Annotated in this window: 17 protein-coding genes; 14 read left to right on the top strand and 3 right to left on the bottom strand. The window is 65.4% G+C overall.

Features of this window, described 5'->3' with window-relative positions:
- Nucleotides 1-163: 163 nt before the first annotated feature.
- The 5 genes from ftsH to LAN61_03740 all read left to right on the top strand — a co-directional run bounded on the left by ftsH (nucleotide 164) and on the right by LAN61_03740 (nucleotide 6,315).
- Nucleotides 164-2,050, top strand: coding sequence for an ATP-dependent zinc metalloprotease FtsH (gene ftsH / locus LAN61_03760; GenBank protein MBZ5539621.1), 1,887 nt, complete (start codon nucleotides 164-166; stop codon nucleotides 2,048-2,050).
- A 120-nt stretch (nucleotides 2,051-2,170) separates the two neighbouring features.
- Nucleotides 2,171-2,479: a hypothetical protein gene (locus LAN61_03755; protein MBZ5539620.1), complete on the top strand. Its 309-nt coding sequence runs from the start codon at nucleotides 2,171-2,173 to the stop codon at nucleotides 2,477-2,479.
- Between the two features lie 66 nt (nucleotides 2,480-2,545).
- Nucleotides 2,546-3,454: a dihydropteroate synthase gene (gene folP, locus LAN61_03750; GenBank protein MBZ5539619.1), complete on the top strand. Its 909-nt coding sequence runs from the start codon at nucleotides 2,546-2,548 to the stop codon at nucleotides 3,452-3,454.
- Nucleotides 3,455-3,615: 161 nt separating this feature from the next.
- Complete coding sequence (locus tag LAN61_03745; protein ID MBZ5539618.1) at nucleotides 3,616-4,491, top strand: hypothetical protein; 876 nt, start codon at nucleotides 3,616-3,618, stop codon at nucleotides 4,489-4,491.
- A 234-nt stretch (nucleotides 4,492-4,725) separates the two neighbouring features.
- Complete coding sequence (locus LAN61_03740; GenBank protein ID MBZ5539617.1) at nucleotides 4,726-6,315, top strand: M20/M25/M40 family metallo-hydrolase; 1,590 nt, start codon at nucleotides 4,726-4,728, stop codon at nucleotides 6,313-6,315.
- Between the two features lie 6 nt (nucleotides 6,316-6,321).
- Here the strand turns inward: LAN61_03740 and LAN61_03735 are convergent, their stop codons facing one another.
- The gene (locus LAN61_03735; GenBank protein ID MBZ5539616.1) at nucleotides 6,322-7,182 is read right to left on the bottom strand and encodes a VWA domain-containing protein; all 861 of its coding nucleotides are present in this window, start codon (nucleotides 7,180-7,182) and stop codon (nucleotides 6,322-6,324) included.
- A 355-nt stretch (nucleotides 7,183-7,537) separates the two neighbouring features.
- Between LAN61_03735 and ruvX the strand changes: the two genes are divergently transcribed.
- The 9 genes from ruvX (at nucleotide 7,538) to LAN61_03690 (ending at nucleotide 14,406) form a co-directional block, all read left to right on the top strand.
- The gene (ruvX, locus tag LAN61_03730) at nucleotides 7,538-8,002 is read left to right on the top strand and encodes a Holliday junction resolvase RuvX (GenBank protein MBZ5539615.1); all 465 of its coding nucleotides are present in this window, start codon (nucleotides 7,538-7,540) and stop codon (nucleotides 8,000-8,002) included.
- 1 nt (nucleotide 8,003) lies between these two features.
- On the top strand, nucleotides 8,004-9,140 hold the full coding sequence (gene mltG / locus LAN61_03725; protein ID MBZ5539614.1) for an endolytic transglycosylase MltG: 1,137 nt from the start codon (nucleotides 8,004-8,006) through the stop codon (nucleotides 9,138-9,140).
- On the top strand, nucleotides 9,137-9,694 hold the full coding sequence (locus tag LAN61_03720) for a hypothetical protein (GenBank protein ID MBZ5539613.1): 558 nt from the start codon (nucleotides 9,137-9,139) through the stop codon (nucleotides 9,692-9,694). The genes mltG and LAN61_03720 overlap by 4 nt, the downstream gene beginning before the upstream one ends.
- Before the next feature lie 4 nt (nucleotides 9,695-9,698).
- A complete protein-coding gene (locus LAN61_03715; GenBank protein ID MBZ5539612.1) occupies nucleotides 9,699-10,262 on the top strand; it encodes a hypothetical protein in 564 nt (187 codons plus the stop codon).
- A 108-nt stretch (nucleotides 10,263-10,370) separates the two neighbouring features.
- Nucleotides 10,371-11,276, top strand: coding sequence for a hypothetical protein (locus tag LAN61_03710; protein ID MBZ5539611.1), 906 nt, complete (start codon nucleotides 10,371-10,373; stop codon nucleotides 11,274-11,276).
- Complete coding sequence (locus LAN61_03705) at nucleotides 11,273-12,373, top strand: ABC transporter permease (protein ID MBZ5539610.1); 1,101 nt, start codon at nucleotides 11,273-11,275, stop codon at nucleotides 12,371-12,373. Before LAN61_03710 ends, LAN61_03705 begins: the two co-directional genes overlap by 4 nt.
- A gap of 132 nt (nucleotides 12,374-12,505) precedes the next feature.
- Nucleotides 12,506-13,195: an ABC transporter ATP-binding protein gene (locus tag LAN61_03700; GenBank protein MBZ5539609.1), complete on the top strand. Its 690-nt coding sequence runs from the start codon at nucleotides 12,506-12,508 to the stop codon at nucleotides 13,193-13,195.
- A 1-nt stretch (nucleotide 13,196) separates the two neighbouring features.
- Nucleotides 13,197-13,586: a hypothetical protein gene (locus LAN61_03695; protein MBZ5539608.1), complete on the top strand. Its 390-nt coding sequence runs from the start codon at nucleotides 13,197-13,199 to the stop codon at nucleotides 13,584-13,586.
- A 124-nt stretch (nucleotides 13,587-13,710) separates the two neighbouring features.
- Complete coding sequence (locus LAN61_03690) at nucleotides 13,711-14,406, top strand: outer membrane lipoprotein-sorting protein (protein MBZ5539607.1); 696 nt, start codon at nucleotides 13,711-13,713, stop codon at nucleotides 14,404-14,406.
- Here LAN61_03690 and ada read toward each other — a convergent pair.
- Both ada and LAN61_03680 read right to left on the bottom strand, forming a co-directional pair.
- Nucleotides 14,403-15,485, bottom strand: a complete 1,083-nt coding sequence (gene ada, locus LAN61_03685; protein MBZ5539606.1) for a bifunctional DNA-binding transcriptional regulator/O6-methylguanine-DNA methyltransferase Ada — start codon at nucleotides 15,483-15,485, stop codon at nucleotides 14,403-14,405. The genes LAN61_03690 and ada overlap by 4 nt on opposite strands.
- A gap of 88 nt (nucleotides 15,486-15,573) precedes the next feature.
- Nucleotides 15,574-16,557 (bottom strand): EamA family transporter, encoded by a 984-nt coding sequence (locus tag LAN61_03680; protein MBZ5539605.1) that lies wholly within the window; start codon nucleotides 16,555-16,557, stop codon nucleotides 15,574-15,576.
- Between the last annotated feature and the right edge of the window lie 70 nt (nucleotides 16,558-16,627).

Raw genomic sequence — 16,627 nt, 5'->3', positions numbered from 1 at the left:
GGACCGGAAGGGCCGGCCGGGGACGGCAAGCGTTGCAGCGCATTCCCCGCCGCACCGGGAAAGAACGCCTCGCTGCGCACGGGGTAAACGTGAGGACATTGTGAATTCGAGTTCTGCGGTTAAGACAATTCTCTTCTGGATCTCGATCATCTTCCTGGGCGTCATGCTCTGGAAGCTGGTCTCCGCCAACGGGCAAGCGCCGCGCGAGGACGAGCCCAGCTACAGCGAGTTCATGAGCAAGGTCGACGCCGGCGACGTCAAAGAGGTCACCATCTACCTCTCCCCGAACAGCTACGAGCTCAAGGGCGAATACATCCGCCCCGCCAACCGCAAGTTCCACATGACCGTTTTCAAGGAAGGCGCGCCGGATCTCTCCAAGGCCTTGCGCGAGAAAGCCGTGCAGGTCAAGGTCCAGGAAGTCCGCAGCAACGACTGGATCATGTTCCTGGTGCAGGCCGCTCCGCTCCTCCTCCTGGTCGGCTTCTGCTTCTTCCTGATGCGCCAGATGCAGGCCGGCGGCAACAAGGCCCTGAGCTTCGGCAAATCGCGCGCGCGCCTGCTTTCCGCGCAGCAGAAAAAGGTCACCTTCAAGGACGTGGCCGGCACCGATGAGGCCAAGGAAGAGCTGCAGGAAATCATCGAGTTCCTGAAGGACCCCCAGAAATTCCAGAAGCTCGGCGGGCGCATCCCCAAGGGTGTGCTGCTCGTTGGCCCCCCGGGCACGGGCAAGACCCTGCTCGCACGGGCCATCGCCGGCGAAGCCAACGTGCCCTTCTTCTCCATCTCCGGATCGGACTTCGTCGAGATGTTCGTCGGCGTAGGCGCCAGCCGCGTCCGCGACCTCTTCGAGCAGGGCAAGAAGAACGCCCCCTGCATCATCTTCATCGACGAAATTGACGCCGTCGGCCGCCACCGCGGCGCGGGACTCGGCGGAGGCCACGACGAGCGCGAACAAACTCTCAACGCCCTGCTCGTCGAGATGGACGGCTTCGAATCCAACGAAGGCGTGATCCTCATCGCCGCCACCAACCGCCCCGACGTGCTGGACCCCGCGTTGCTGCGCCCCGGCCGCTTCGACCGCCGCGTGGTTGTGGCCCGCCCCGACGTCAAGGGCCGCGAAGAGATTCTCCGCGTGCACACCCGCAAGGTGCCCATCTCCGACGACGTGGATCTCTCCGTCATCGCCCGCGGCACACCCGGCTTTTCCGGCGCGGACCTTGCCAACCTGGTGAATGAAGCGGCGCTGTGGGCCGCACGCCAGAACCGCAAGTCCGTCCTCATGGTCGATTTCGAAATGGCCAAGGACAAGGTGCTCATGGGCGTCGAGCGCAAGTCCATGATTCTCTCCGACGAGGAGAAGCGGAACACCGCCTATCACGAGGCCGGCCACGCCCTTGTCGCGGAGCTGACCCCGGGCGCCGATCCCGTGCACAAAGTCACCATCATCCCCCGCGGCATGGCCCTGGGCCTGACCATGCAGCTGCCCATCGATGACAAGCACACCTACACCAAGGACTATCTCGAGGGCATGCTCGCCGTGCTCATGGGCGGTCGCTCCGCCGAAGAGCTCTTCCTCGGGCACATCACCACCGGCGCAGGCAACGACATCGAGCGCGCCACCGATATCGCCCGCAACATGGTCTGCGAGTGGGGCATGAGCGAGCTCGGGCCCCTGGCCTACGGCAAAAAGGAAGAGGCCATCTTCCTGGGCCGCGAAATCGCCCAGCACCGCGACTACTCCGAAGACACCGCCATCCAGATCGACAAGGAAGTGAAGCGCATCGTCAACAGCGGCTACGAAAAGGCCCGCAACATCCTGAACACCAACCGCGACACGCTCGAGCGCATCGCTCAGGCCCTGCTGGAGCGCGAAGTCATCGACGCCGTCGAAGTGAAGCTGATCATGGAGAACAAGCCCTTGCCGGAAAAGCCGCGCACCCCGCCCACTGCGCCGCCGGCCCCGGCCGCGGAGCCCAAGCCCGCTGCCGGCCGCCCGGAGCTGCGTCCCGCGCCCGGTTTTACGCGCGGCGAGAACCCCGCAAAGGCTTAAGTCAGTTAATTTAGCTCAAAGCAGGGGGCGCGGCACGCCGCGCCCCCTGCTTTTTTCTCGCTTTACGTGGCGCCACGCCACCCCGTGCCGCTTCCCCAGAAAATGGCGTAGAATACGCTTATGGCTAAGACTCACGACAAGCCCATCCTCGTCGCCTGCCCCTGCTGCCAGGCCAAGCTGACCGTGGACCCCGCCCTCGGCGTAGTGCTCTCTCACGAAGCGCCGCCCCGCAAGGGCCCCGACGTGGACCTCTCCGACGCCGCCAAGATCCTCGCCGAGCAGAACCGCCAGCGCGAAGACAAGTTCCGCGACTCCTGGTTCACCGAATCCAACAAGGAAGACATCCTCGCCAAGAAATTCGACGAGGCCATGAAGAAGGCCAAGGATCAGCCCGCGGTAAAGCCCATCCGCGATTTCGACCTGGATTAAGCTCTGCTGTAGCGCGGGGCGCCGAACCCCGCGGCTTCTCACTCTGCGATACACTGCTGTGGGACCATGCTCCGCCGCAAACCATACCGCCTGAAACTTCCCGCTCGCACCCTGGCACTGGGCGCGCGCACCCTCGTCATGGGCATCCTCAACATCACCCCGGACAGCTTCTCCGACGGCGGCAAATTCTTCGACCCGCAGCGCGCTATCGACCATGCCCTGGCAGTGGAGCAAGCCGGCGCGGACCTCCTGGACATCGGCGGCGAATCCACCCGCCCCGGCTCCGGCGGTACCCCCGCCGAGGAAGAGCTGCAGCGCGTCCTCCCGGTTCTCGAAGCCCTGCGCGGCCGCCTGAGGATTCCCATTTCCATTGACACGCAGAAGTCCAGCGTCGCCGAAGCGGCGCTCGCCGCCGGCGCGGAGATGATCAACGACATTTCCGGCTTGAAGAATGACCCGCGCATCGCAGAAGTGGCCGTGCGCCACCGCGTCCCGCTCATCCTCATGCATATGCGCGGCGAACCGCGCACCATGCAGAAAAAACCCTTCGCGCGCGACGTGCTGAAGGACGTCGCCGCCGGCCTGCGCGCCGCCGCCCAGCGCGCTCGCCGCGCCGGCGTGCCGAAAAATCAGATCGTCCTCGACCCCGGCATCGGCTTCGGAAAAAGCTTCCGCCAGAACTACGAGCTCCTCGCCCGCCTTCCCGAGCTCGCCCGCCTGGGCTTCCCGCTCCTCGTCGGCGCTTCGCGAAAGCAGTTCCTCGGCGCGACCCTCGCCCCGCTTTTTGCGGGGCTCGCGCGCCACGCCCAGCCGCTCCCCGCCAGCGAGCGCATCTGGGGCACCGCCGCTGCCGTCACCGCCAGCGTCCTCGGCGGTGCACACATCGTCCGCGTTCACGACGTCGCCGAAATGGCCCAAGTCGCCCGCGTCGCCGATTGCCTTCTCGATCCCCGCAAAAGCCCCCTCAACCGTTAACCCGCTCGGCGCGCCCCAGAGGCATTAGCATCGAATTGCATCCCGGCTTTGCGAGCCTGACTGGGCAAGGCGAGGTATAATGGCCGTCCGCGGATCAGGCCGGCGGCGAGTCGTTCGGGCAATGCTCTTTGCCGTCGCAGTCGCGTGCAAGGAGGCTTTGTATGCGCGGCTTTGTTGCATTTTGCGGTGCACTTGCGACGGTGAGTTTGTACTGTGCGCTTCTGGGTCACGCACAGGCAGCCGTCAAGCAACCTTCTCCGTCAGAAGTAGTGGCTGGCCAGGAAGGCTGCGAGATCTATCTCGCACTTCAGCCGCTCGATCCTGCTGCGCTGAATTTGCTTGCTACCCCCATCGTGCCCGCGAATCGAAGCGTCTTTACGGACTCCAGCATCAAACAGCTCCAGGATTGGGATTTACCTCCGAAGGTGACCGCATGGCGTGAACGCCCGAGTCCGGAAGAGCTCGCGCGCCGGTGGGAAGAACTGAACAAGAAGTGGAGTGCCGGGGCACAGAACAAGGACAAATCCAAGAAGGATGTGCCCCAAGGGCATGCTGCGCCATACGCTGCGCTCTCTTTGTCAGCGAAACAGTGGCAAGACCTGGAAAAATGGTTTGGTAAAACTGCTCCCAAGAAACTTTCCGGGCTGTGCGTGGATCCCGTCAAGGCTACGTACGTCCTTGCTGTGGGGGTCATCGCGGGCGGCGCCGGCGTCTCCTCGAATGATCCGAATCGTGTGGGCGATTATACGGGCTATGCAAGTAAGCCCCAGCCCAACAGTTTGGGGCCGAATGCCGGGACGGTTGCTCCCTTCCGAACCCCTCATGATGAATTCTCGGGCTCTGAAATGTCGGACGGTCTTTCCGGCAACACTTGCGTCTACCTCTATCGCACCAACGGCAAGGCTCTGGGAGAGGGTGGGAGACGTCAAGAGGTGCCCGACTACTACTATTGCCACGCTGGGGGCGGCATGTCTCAGTCTGCGGTCACCACGATGCTGAAATACTTGACCAAGACCGGCCTCCCAAGAACTCCGTAGCGGTGATCTCTCGGCGGGTGGGTTACCTTTTGTGATTCAGCAAGGTTTGCGTGCCGCAGGTTTGACGAAGTCAAAGCGTGCGAGTTTTGACATTTCAGACTGCAAGGGCAACTCTCCTCACACACTTTCCCATATCGCTCTTCTCAGCGCGCAGCCTTCCCCGTGCGCTATAATTCGCCCGCTCAAGAGCCATCCACGTTTTGCGGCTGGCCCATTCCTCCATAGAGGTGCCGCTTGATGCGACGCAGCGCCATTTTCCTGGCTTCCTTGCTTCTCTGCTTCCTTGCCTCCCCGCTCCCCGCTGCGGCGCAACTCGCACCCGCAAAGCCCGATTCCCTGGCGCCCCCTTTAGTGCCGAAGATGCCGCCGGGCGCCGCCGGATGCTCGATCACCGAAGCCTCCTCCTGCGAGCAGGCCGCGGCGAAGATTCTCCCCGTGGTGCTGGGCCCCTCGCCGCTGGAGGACAATCTGCGCCGCCTCACCGACGAGGTCGGCGGGCGCGTCACCGGCACTCCGCAGATGGCCAAGGCGGTCGAGTGGGCGAAAGCCGCCTTTCGCGCGGCGGGCGTGGACGTGCACACAGAGAAATACACCCTGCCGGTGACGTGGAGCGAGGGCGAGACGCGCCTCGACGTGCTCGGCCCGGTGGCCTTTCCGGTGCATCTGGTCTCCGAAGGCTGGTCGCCGCCCTTTCCGAAAGACGGGTCTCCGGGCAGCGCCGAAGCGAAACTAATCTACATCGGCGACGGTACAGCCGAGGAGTTTGCCCGCGCGGGCGCCATCAAGGGCGCGATCCTGCTCGTGCACAGCGACATCGGCTCGACTTGGGCGGACCTCTTCAACGAGTACATGCGCCCGCCGGAGATCATCGCGCGCGCCGTCGCGGGCGGGGCCGCGGCCATTCTTTGGACCGGCGCGCGCGAGCGCATGCTGCTCTACCGCCACACCAACACGCTCAACGGTGAGATTGACAAGATTCCGCAGGCGGTCGTGGCGCGCGAGGACGCCCTGCGCCTGGCGCGCGCGGCCGTGGCCGGCGGCAACCTGCGCGTGCGCTTTTCTCTGCCCAACAAGATCGGCGGACCCCTCGAGCAGGAAAACGTGGTCGGCGAAATCCGTGGCCGCGAAAAGCCCGGCGAGGTGGTGATTCTAGGGGCGCACCTCGATTCCTGGGAACTGGGCACCGGCGCGCTGGACGACGGCTGCAACGCCGCGCTGGTCATCGAAGCGGCGCGCGCCATCAAGGCCACCGGCCTCCTGCCGCGGCGCACCATCCGCTTCGTTCTTTTCTCCGGCGAGGAGCAGGGCACGTTGGGTTCCTATGAATACGTGAAAGCGCACCGCGCCGAACTGGACAAGATCCGCGCCGTCATCATCTACGATTCCGGCAACGGACGCGTCACCGGCTATTCCCTCGGCGGGCGCCGCGACATCGAAGCCGGCGTGCGCGAGGCCATGAAGCCGCTGGACGCCTGGGGCGCCACGCAGCACACCTACGACGCTTCGTTCGGCACCGACAATTTCGATTTCCTGCTGGAGGGCGTGCCCACGCTGGTGGCCAACAACGAGGTCGCCAACTATCTCGCCAACTACCACGCCGCCTCGGACACGTTCGACAAAGTGGACATCCGCGAGCTGAAAATCAACACCGCCCTGGCCGCGGTCACCGCCTGGGGCGTGGCCGACCGCGCCGAGCCCCTCGGCAAGCGCCAAACGCGCGCCGAGCTCGAGGTCCTCGTCAAGGAGACCGGCCTCGATCAGCAGATGAAGCTGCTCGGCTACTGGGAGTCCTGGCAGAACGGCACCCGCGGACGGAAGCCGTGACCCCCGTCAATTGTTTGAAGCGGGCGCCACGCACGGCGCGAGTCTGGAGGGGAAGCCGACTTGCGCGTCCTTGAATTGGCGGCGCTTCTCGCTGGAGAGACGGAGCGTCCAGTCCGACCATTTCTTCACTGGCTGCGGAAATTCCACTTCCACGCGGTAGTTCAGAAGCATCGCCAGATACATCCGCTGCAGCGCATCGGAGAACGCGCGCTTTCGCTCGTCGGTCAACTGGTAATCCACGTCCCCAGCGGGAGTGACTCCGACCATGCCAAGCACTTCCCCGCCCGTCGCCTTGGCAATATCCGCAATGTCTTCCGGGCTGGTTGTCCCCAGCGCCTGGACACCCGGCCCAAATTCAGAACTGAACAGCGACGCATAGAAGCGAACCCCCGCGGAAACCAAGGTACGCTCGACATTCCTGACTTTGCTGTGACTCTTGTTGTCGCCGCCGTCGGTGATGGCGTACAACACGTCAGCGGAGGTGGGAGCGTCCAGCATCCGGAACCCCGCGAGGATGGAGTCCAACAGTGCGGTAGTGCCACGCACGTTTTTCTTCGTATAGTCCCGCTGCGCGCCGATCTGGTTCAACCTCTCTGTGACCAACTTTGTTCCCTGGGAGAAATCGACCTGTTCGATGATCTTGTCGGAAAAGAGGATGAGAGCCATCTCGCTATTTGGCAGGCGGGACAAAGCAATGTGCGCAGCCATCGCGCGGGCGAGTTCCCATTCGCGGCCCGAGCGGCCGCCATGCATGCTTCCGCTTACATCGAGAAGGATGACGATGCGGCGCGGACGATTGTCCGGAGCGACGGAGAGAATATGGACCGGCTGGCCGCGGAATTTGGCCTCGAAGTCCACCGGCGTCAAGCCTTGTATTGGCTTCCTGTTGGCATCGACGACCGTCACGGAAAAAGTGCGGCGCAAGCAGGGGGCGTCTTGTGCGGAAGAAGCCGGCAGGAAGCCGGCTCCCAGAATCAGAAATGCCAGGACGCCACGCATGTGCAACATAGCTACTCAGCAAATACCACAGCGGCAAGGAATTTGGCAACCAGCGCAAGCCGGGACAGAACCCGGCCCAACAGCACGGCAATATCCAGCGATTCACTTCCTGCACAACCGGAGCGGCCCCCCGAGGTTTTGGATTACGCTTCACGCTATACTGGGAAAGATGCCGCACACTCAGGGAGCGGTGGTGAAACAGGCAACAGTGGCGGATGCGTCCGTGAAGCGGATTCTCGCGGTGGATTACGGGCGCGCGCGGATCGGCCTGGCGCTGGCGGACATGGAAGCAAGGATCGCGCGGCCCCTCGGGACGCTGCTGCGCAAGAACCGCAACGAGGACATGCGCCGGCTGCGCGAAGTCATCCGCGAGCACGGCGTATGCCAGGTGATTGTGGGGCTGCCCCTGCGCCTGGACGGCACGCCCGGCGCGATGGCTCAAGAGGCGGCGCGCTTTGCCGAGCGCATCCGCAAGCAGATCGGCCTGCCGGTGGAAATGGTGGACGAGCGGCTGACGAGTTGGGAAGCGGAGCAGCAGCTCGGGAAAAAGATTGGCCAGCGCGGCACGGAGAGCGCGGAGAAAAAAAAGAAGCGGCAGGAAGGAAAAGATTCGGTGGATGCGCTGGCGGCGGCGGTGATTCTGCGCGAATATCTGGAACGCGCCGGAGCGGCGCGGGAAAAACATTGAGATGAAAGCCCTGCTTACACTTCTCTTGCTGGTGCTGCTGGCGGCCGCCGCTGCGGGCGTCTGGCTGTGGGTGTCGGTGACGCAGCCCTACCAGAACTTCCCCGCCGAAGGCGTCTTCGTGGAAGTCCCGCACGGCGCCTCCTGCCGGACCGTCTCGCGCCTGCTGGCGCAGGAAGGCGTGGTGCGCAGCGCCCTGGCCTTCCAACTCTATTGCCGGCGCCATCCGCGGCGCCGCCTGCAGGCCGGAGAATACTTCTTCGACCACGCCGTCAGCGGCCGCGACGTCTTCTGGACCCTGGCCAGCGGCAAGGTTTTCGAGAAGCCCTTCGTCGTGCGCGAGGGCCTGACCATGTTCGAGATCGCGCGCGAGCTCGAATCCGCGGGATTCGTCAACGCCGGCGCTTTTCTGCAAGCCGCGCAGGACCCCGCCTTGATCCGCGATCTCGCCCCCGGGGCGCAAACCCTGGAGGGTTTCCTCTTCCCTGCCACCTACCAGTTTCCGCGGCATCCCGCGGCGGCGGCCGTGACCTCCGCGATGGTCGGGAAATTCAAGGAGCAGTGGACGCACATCGTGCGGGGCGGCGCGGCCTCCGGGAACACCGGCGGCAGCGACCCGGCCGGAGAGGGCCCAGCGGTTTCCGTCGAATCCATCGTCACGCTGGCCTCGCTCGTCGAACGCGAAACGCCGCAGCCGGACGAGCGCCCGCTCGTCGCCAGCGTCTACGAAAACCGCCTGCGCAAGCGCATGCTCCTGCAATGTGACCCCACGGTGATCTATGCGCTGGAGCGCGACGGCAGCTACTCCGGCAAGCTCACGCTTGGCGACCTGCGCGTCGATTCGCCCTACAACACCTATCGCAACCGCGGCCTGCCTCCGGGCCCCATCGGCAATCCCGGCGAGGCCGCGCTGCGCGCCGCTCTCGCTCCCGCGCACAGCGACTTTCTCTATTTCGTGGCCAACACCCAGGGCGGCCATTTCTTTGGCAAAACCCTGGCGGAGCATAATCGCAACGTGCGCCGCTACCACCGCCTGTTGGCCGGGCTCCCGGATGTCCCCGAACCCGCGGCGCCAAAAAGGCACGCACCGCCGCGGCACAAGCACAGAGCCGGCAACTCGTCGAGGAGCAAAGGACGATGACCGAAGCCCTGAAAACCAAGAAAGCCCTGATCCTCGCCGCAGCCCGGGCCCTTGGCGCAGAACGCTTCACTCCCGCGGAGATCGAACAGCTTCGCCGCAAACTCCTGGCCGAGCACGGCGAGGAAGGCAAGACCGGGGGCGACTACATCGCCGCAGTGCTGAAAGACGCGGGCTTCCGGGTCCTGCTGACGCTGCAGGAAGAGGCCGAGGAGCAGTACGAGGAGGAGTTCGAGGATCTGCTGCATTTCCGTACGCTGGAGGACGCGGAAGTGTCCCTGACGCGGCTGGACGAGCTGTGGCACCGCTTCCAGGCGCACAAGGAGCTTGCCGCCGTCGAGCGCGTGCTGGAAGTCGCGCGGCTAGGCAAGCGGCGCGCGGAGATGATCGCGCGGAATCCCAAAGTGGAAGCGGCGAAGCGCGCCGAAAAACAGGAAATCGCCAGCTGGTTCCGCATCTGGCTGGAAGCGCCGGACGCCTTTTTCGACTGGCTGGAAGTGCGCAAGCAATCGCCGGACTACCAGAGGCGCTTCGGCGCCGCGAGGCTCGAGGAATAGCGGGATGGAACGCAAGCCCTACGCGCTGGAAGTGGAGGCCATGGACCTCGGAGCGGGCATCAAGGCCGCGGGGCTCGAGCTGCTCGACAAGGAAAGCCGCGAGCCGCTGACCGGCGAGACCGCCACGCAGATCTGGGCGGCGCTTTTCCCGGCCCTGGCCGGCGGAGAATTTTTTGCGCTCGATTTTTTCAGCCATCTGGACCGCGTGCGCGAATTCTGCCAGGCCCGGGGCCTCACTTTCCGCGAAGAGGCGGCGCGCTGCCTGGTGATCCCGCAGCCCCTGCCGGAGCAGCTCCCGGCGCTTCTCGCACGTTTTGCGGGGGAGACCTTCGGGATGCGCGCGGGGGTGGCGGCGCGCGCGGGCGACCGCGCGCTTGAGGACGATCTCTCACGGCGCGGTCTGGACGCCTACCAGGCGGCCTATCCGCGCTACACCTTCTGCGCGGTCTGTGAGCTCGCGGATGGCTGGATGACCGTGCTCAGCGAGACGCTGTGGCCCAGCGAGATTCTCCGCCGGGTGCGCCCGGCGCTGGCCTCCTTCGAGGTCGAACTGGCCCGCCCGAACTAGCAGCGCGCTTTCTCTGCGTGCTGGAAAGCGCGGACGCGTTGCGCGTTGACGGGCCTGCCAGTGGTTGTTAGATTGCTTGATCCACCTGTGTTGGAGCGGAAATAGCGGATGAAACGCATCCTGGCGTGCACGGTTCTGGCGACACTGACGGCCCTTTCTGGCGGCTGCGGCGGCGCGGTCAAGACCACCAAAGTGATGGCCCCGGGGACCAAGCCGGTAATGCTCTCCGCCACGCGCGGGCAACTCCTGGGCATCTACGACGCGACCGCCAGCGCCGTGCGCTCCGTGAACGCCACCCTGGAGCTGAAGCCCACCGCGGGTTCGGCCTACAGCGGCATCATCGAGGAGTATCACGAGGTGAAGGCTTTTCTCCTGGCGCAGCGCCCCGCAGCCATCCGCGTGGTGGGCCAGGCTCCTGTGATCGGCTCCACGGTCTTCGACATGGCCAGCGACGGCGACACCTTCCGCGTTTTCATCCCCTCCAAGCAGAAGTTCTTGACCGGCTCCGTGGCCCTCGAGCGCGCCAGCAAGAAGCCCATCGAGAATCTGCGCCCGCAGCACCTGCTCGATGCCCTGCTCTGGCCGGAGATCACCGCGCAGGACTCCGTGCTTCTGGAAGAGTTCAATGACGAAACCGGGCGGTATTACATCCTGACGGTGCTGCGCGGACCGGAAACGCCGGAAATTGCGCGAAAGATCTGGTTCAACCGTGCCGACCTGCAGGTTGCGCGCCTGGTCACCTACGGCCCGGGCGGAATGCTGCTCTCCGAGGTGTACGTCTCGGACTGGCAGCCGCTGGCCGCGCCCGGCGCACCCCCTCCCGGCCCGGGATCTCCGGCGGCATTCCCCCGCGCGATCCGCATCGTGCGCCCGCACGACGATTACCGGCTGGATCTGCAGATCACCAAATTGACGCTCAACGAGATCCTCCCCGCGGATCGCTTCCACCTGGCGCAGCCGGAGGGAACCGAGCTGGTGCGCGTGGGCGAAACACCGGAAGAGAAAAAGCCATGATGGGCGAGCTCATCCTGCGCAATCTCGTGCATCGTCCGCTGCGTACGCTGATTGCCGTGCTGGCCGTGGCCGTCGAGGTCGCCCTGGTGGTGCTCATCGTCGGGCTGACCAGCGGTCTGCTCTCGGAAACCGCCAAGCGCATCGAAGGCATCGGCGCGGACGTCATGCTGCAGCCGCCCTCGGCCTCCGTCTTTCTGGCCTTCAGCGGCTCGCCCATGCCCATCAAGATCGGCGCGAAGCTGGAAGAGCTGAAGTACGTGCAGGCGGTGGCCCCCGTGCTGCTGCAGTTCAGCTCCTCGGGCGGCGTGGACGTGCTCTACGGGATCGACAAGGAGAGCTTCCGGGCGGTTTCCGGGGGTTTCGTATTCCTCGAAGGCCGCGACATGGAGGGCCCCGACGATCTCCTGGTGGATGATTGGGCGGCCAAGGCCAAGAACATCAAGCTGGGCGACACCTTCCGCATCCTGGACCACGAATGGCACGTCGCCGGAATCGTCGAGCACGGCAAGGGCGCGCGGCTCTTCGTCCCCCTGGCCACGCTGCAGGACCTGGTCGGCGCGCACGACAAGGCCTCCATCTTCTTCCTCAAGTGCACCCGCCCGGAGCACACCCCGGACGTCATGGAAGAGATGCGGCAGATCTTCCCGCGCTACGAGATCCGCCCGCTGAAGGATTTTCTCTCGCTGATGACCGCCACCAACGTCCCCGGCCTCGAGACCTTCATCCACGCCATGATCGCCCTGGCCGTGGCCATCGGCCTCCTGGTGATCTTCCTCTCCATGTACACCACGGTCATCGAGCGCACCCGGGACATCGGCGTGCTCAAATCGCTGGGCGCCGGCAAGCACTTCATCATTCGCGCCCTGCTTTCGGAATCGGCCATGATCTGCCTGTTCGGCATCGTCGCCGGCGTCGTCCTGAGCTACGCCTTGCGCGCGGGCTTTCTTCGGCTCTTTCCCACGCTGTCCATTTTGATCACTCTGGAATGGATTCTGCGCGCGGCGGGCATCGCCCTGGCCGGGGCGATCTTTGGCGCCAGTTATCCGGCCTGGCTGGCCAGCCGCAAGGACGCCGTCGAGGCGCTCTCCTACGACTGAAACAGATCGCGAGGCCCGCGGTATTCGCAGCAGCCCCGCCCCGGCGGACGCGCGGCGAGGGAAGGCTAGGCAGAGATGCATTTCGCGGCTACAATACAGGCACTTCCCGAAAGCGAGACTCTCCCAGGACTTATGAGCACGGAACCGATCCTGAAGACGGAAAACCTCTGGAAGCTCTACCGCGCGGGCAAAGTGGAAGTCCCGGCGTTGCGCGGCGTGAACTTCGCCGTGCAGCCCGGGGAATCCGTGGCGGTGATGGGCCCGTCCGGCTGCGGAAAGTCTTCGCTGCTCTACGTCATCGGCGGGCTGGCGCAGGCCAGCCGCGGGCGCGTCCTGGTGGACGGCAACGACCTCACCGCGATGAGCGACGCCGAGCGCACCAAGCTGCGCCGCCACAAGATCGGCTTCGTCTTCCAGCGCTTCAATCTCCTGCCCACGCTCACCGCCAAGGGCAATATCGCCATCGCCCAGTACATTCACGGCGACGGCTTCGACCCCCACCGCTTCGACGTCGTCACCAAGATGCTCGGCCTCGAGGGCCGCCTGGCGCACAAACCCTCCGAGCTTTCCGGCGGCGAGCAGCAGCGCGTGGCCATCGCCCGGGCCATCATCAACGAGCCCAAAATCCTGCTGGCCGACGAGCCCACCGGCAACCTGGACACCAAGAATTCCGAAGTGGTCCTGGCGATGCTCCGCCAGCTCAACAAAGAACTGGGCCAGACCATCGTCATGATCACCCACAACCCTGAAGCCACCACTTTTTTTGATCGCATCGTGCACATGCGCGACGGCGTCATCGTGGATGGCATTCCGGCGGATTGAAATGCGCAAGCTCTGGCACATCCTGACGCGGATTTTCTTCTGGTCCTACGAACGCGGCACCTGGCAGTACGACGTGGCCGTGGGCGCCATCCTCGTCTTCGTGTTGCTCACCCCGCGCCAGTGGTTCCACGACCAGCCGCAGGTGGGCCTCCCCGCCACGGCCGGCCAGGTGGCGCTCGTCTCCAGCGACGCCGCCACGCGCACTTACCGCGTCGACGCCCGCGTCCTGGCCCCGCCCGTGCGCACTCCCGAGCTTTCCAACGACCTGCACAAGACCTTGCAGCGCGCCGTTCCCGAGCTGCACGACCGCGGCTTCGAGATTCTGCGCATCGAAGCGGCGCGCGACGCCGCCGGCACGGTCATCAGCTACGAAGTACAGATTCGCCCGTAGCCCGCGCCTCCCGGGCGCATGTAACGTTCGTCTCCTTTCGCGCATCTTTCTTTAGTGTGTTAGCATCCCGGACCAGGATGGCCGTTCCTCGCAGACGGCCAGGCGACAGGGGCATCCTTTGAAAATGAGACTTGGAAACTATTGTCTGATGGCCCTGGCCCTGCTGGCCGGCGCGCTCGCGGCTGCCGCGGCGCAGACTCCCCCGCACTGGACCGTGGACGCCGTCGTGGAGCAGATGGACCACGCGGCCGCGGGCTTCCGCACGCTCACCGCAGACCTCGAGCACAGCAAGTACACCGACGTGGTAAAGGATACCTCGCTCGAAACCGGGCGGATTTTTGTGCGCCGTGACGAAAAAATGCGCATCGAAATCCTGAAGCCGGATCCGCGCACCATTCTGCGCAGCGGCGACACCCTTTTCGTCTTTACTCCCAAGATCAAGCGCGTCGAGGAGTACGACCTCGGCAAAAGCCGCGCCATGGTCGACCAGTATGTTCTGCTGGGATTCGGTACCCGGGGCGAGGACTTGAAGAAGAGCTACCTGCTGACGGTTCTCGGCGAAGCTGCTTTCGACGATCGCAAGACGGTCCTTCTCGAGCTGACTCCCAAGTCGGAAAAGGTCCGCAGCCAGATTTCCAAGATCCAGATGTGGGTGGACCAGGCCTCGTGGATCCCGGTGCAGCAGAAATTCTTCGAAACCGGCTCCGGCGATTACTTCATCTTCCACTACACCAACGTGGCTCTGAACTCCAAGATCAGCAACAGCCGCTTCAAGCCGGACTGGCCCAAAGACGTAACCCGGGTCAAACCCCGCGGCTAGCGCCCCGCCGCGTCGCGCTCCCGCTCCAGCAGCCGCTCCTTCCGCGAAAGCCCCCAGCGGTAGCCCGCCAGGCTGCCGTCCTCGCGGATCACCCGGTGGCACGGCACCACGATGGAAACCGGATTGGTGGCGCAGGCCCGCGCCACGGCGCGCACGGCCTTGCCTTTCCCCAGAGCGCGCGCGATCTGGCTGTAGGTGCGCGTGGCTCCGAAGGGAATGCGCTGCAGTTCCTGCCAGACGCGGCGCTGGAAGGCCGTGGCCTGCACGTCCAGCGGAAGATCGAGACGCGGCCGCTGGCCCTCGATGCGTTGCACGATCTCGCGCACCCAGCGTGAAAACGAGGCGTCCGCCGGACCCAGCTCCGCCCGCGGATACTCCCGGCGCAGCTCGGCGGACAGCGCCTTTTCGGCGTCCCCCAGATAGACGGCGGAGACGCCGCGCTCCGTCGCCCCCACCAGCACCTTGCCCAGCGCGCAATCCGCGATCGCATAATGTATTTGCATCCCTGCTCCTCCCCGGCGATAGACCGCCGGCGTCATTCCCAGCTTGGCATTGCTGCGCTCGTAGGCGCGGCTGGCCGAGCCGAAACCCGTTTCGTAGAGTGCCGCGGCCACGTTGCCCCCCCCGCGCAACTCCTTCTTGAAGCGCGCGGTGCGCACGGCATCGGCAAAGGCCCGTGGCGTCAACCCGGTCATCGCCCGAAAGGCCCGGCGCAGCACCCCGGGCGAACTCTGCAGTGCGGCGGCCAGCGCACCCAGCTTCAGCCCCTCCCCGCCGCGCTCCGCGAGATGCCGCGCCGCGCGTTCCACCAGCGTCGCCGCGCCGGACACTTCCTTCGGCCGGCAGCGGCGGCAGGCGCGGAAGCCATTGCGCTCCGCCTCCTCGGGCCGCGCGTAAAACACGGCGTTGCGGCGCAGCGGCCGCCGCGCCGGGCACGAAGGCCGGCAGTAGATCCGCGTGGAGAGCACCGCCAGCACGAATTTGCCGTCCCAGCGGGCATCGCGGGCCAGCACGGCGCGCCAGTACTTCCCGGCGGCGCTGGCGTTTCCGGTCGGTGCATTGGGCGTGGAGTCTTTCATGGGCGTCGTCGGGCGCTTCCCGACACGGCCAACTTAGCGCAGGCGGGCAAACAAATCTATCCGGAATGGCGCGTCAAACTGGAAAAATTCAGGCTTCGCCAGGCGTGGGGATGGCGTCGGCCTCGTGCCCCGGCGCCGCGTGCGGCGCGCTGATCACCAGGATCACCGCGGTGAGAATCACCGCCGCCGCCAGCCACGTGCGCAGCGTCACCCCCTCCCCGGCAAAGGCCCAGCCCAGCAGCAGCGCCACCACGGGATTGACGAAGGCGTAGGTGCCCACGCGCGACGCCGTGGTTCTCTTGAGCAGGTAGAGATATGCCGTAAACCCGATCCCCGAGCCGAACACCGTCAGATAACCGAGCGCCACGCCCGAGCGCAGCGAAACGCCCGCGTGAGCCAGCGTGCGGCCCTCCCCCAGAAGCAGGCCGGCGGTCCACAGCGCGGCGCCCCCGGCCAGGCTCTGCATGGCCACGCCCAGGAAAGGCGACGCGGGATGCGCGCTGTGCTTGGAATAGAGCGACCCATAGGCCCAACTGAGCGAGGCCACTACCAGGATGCCTGCCCCGCCAAGCGGGACACGCTCCGAGCCTCCAAGGTGCGCTGGCCCTACCAGCAGCGCCAGACCCGCGAAACCCATCAGCAGCCCCACGACCACGCCCGGCCCCGGCCGCCTGCCTCCGGGCCGCAGCCATTCCATCAGGACCAGCCACAGCGACACCGTGGCCACCAGCAGTGCCGTTATTCCGCTCGGCACCGTCTGCTCCGCCCAGCACACCCCGCCGTTGCTTATGAAGAGCAGCAGGCAACCAGTGACCGCCGCCGAGCGCCACTGGGCCCAGGTCGGCCGGATGCTCGTCTTCCAACGCAGGATGGGATAGAGGACCAGACCGGCGAGGAGGTGGCGCGACCCGGCGAGAAGCAGCGGCGGGAAGGACTCCAAACCGATGCGGATGGCGAAGTAGGTCGAGCCCCAGATCAGATAGATCGCGGCGAAAGCGGCAAAGAGCATCAGGGACGCCTGATCAGCAGGATTCTTCGTGGCCGGGGTGGAGTTGAATGCTGCCGTGGTCATGGTCGGGCCCGCCCTGCAGTTAAAGTAGGGGCAGAGGGCCAACCTGTCGAGAACCATATTGGAGGCCAAA

This window comes from Terriglobia bacterium (assembly GCA_020072785.1).
In the GTDB taxonomy this organism is placed as follows: Bacteria; Acidobacteriota; Terriglobia; order Acidiferrales; family UBA7541; genus Acidiferrum.
Note: the sequence above shows the minus strand (reverse complement) of the source record. Positions and strands in the feature narration are given on the sequence as shown.

What these genes read in the sequence shown, in the direction of transcription:
- LAN61_03690 (MBZ5539607.1), top strand. Translation starts at nt 13,711, where the DNA reads ATGAGACTTGGAAACTATTGTCTGATGGCCCTGGCCCTGCTGGCCGGC.
- LAN61_03710 (MBZ5539611.1), top strand. Translation starts at nt 10,371, where the DNA reads ATGAAACGCATCCTGGCGTGCACGGTTCTGGCGACACTGACGGCCCTT.
- LAN61_03700 (MBZ5539609.1), top strand. Translation starts at nt 12,506, where the DNA reads ATGAGCACGGAACCGATCCTGAAGACGGAAAACCTCTGGAAGCTCTAC.
- LAN61_03755 (MBZ5539620.1), top strand. Translation starts at nt 2,171, where the DNA reads ATGGCTAAGACTCACGACAAGCCCATCCTCGTCGCCTGCCCCTGCTGC.
- LAN61_03745 (MBZ5539618.1), top strand. Translation starts at nt 3,616, where the DNA reads ATGCGCGGCTTTGTTGCATTTTGCGGTGCACTTGCGACGGTGAGTTTG.
- ftsH (MBZ5539621.1), top strand. Translation starts at nt 164, where the DNA reads ATGCTCTGGAAGCTGGTCTCCGCCAACGGGCAAGCGCCGCGCGAGGAC.
- LAN61_03695 (MBZ5539608.1), top strand. Translation starts at nt 13,197, where the DNA reads ATGCGCAAGCTCTGGCACATCCTGACGCGGATTTTCTTCTGGTCCTAC.
- mltG (MBZ5539614.1), top strand. Translation starts at nt 8,004, where the DNA reads ATGAAAGCCCTGCTTACACTTCTCTTGCTGGTGCTGCTGGCGGCCGCC.
- LAN61_03720 (MBZ5539613.1), top strand. Translation starts at nt 9,137, where the DNA reads ATGACCGAAGCCCTGAAAACCAAGAAAGCCCTGATCCTCGCCGCAGCC.
- LAN61_03705 (MBZ5539610.1), top strand. Translation starts at nt 11,273, where the DNA reads ATGATGGGCGAGCTCATCCTGCGCAATCTCGTGCATCGTCCGCTGCGT.
- LAN61_03680 (MBZ5539605.1), bottom strand. Translation starts at nt 16,557, where the DNA reads ATGACCACGGCAGCATTCAACTCCACCCCGGCCACGAAGAATCCTGCT.
- folP (MBZ5539619.1), top strand. Translation starts at nt 2,546, where the DNA reads ATGCTCCGCCGCAAACCATACCGCCTGAAACTTCCCGCTCGCACCCTG.
- ada (MBZ5539606.1), bottom strand. Translation starts at nt 15,485, where the DNA reads ATGAAAGACTCCACGCCCAATGCACCGACCGGAAACGCCAGCGCCGCC.
- LAN61_03715 (MBZ5539612.1), top strand. Translation starts at nt 9,699, where the DNA reads ATGGAACGCAAGCCCTACGCGCTGGAAGTGGAGGCCATGGACCTCGGA.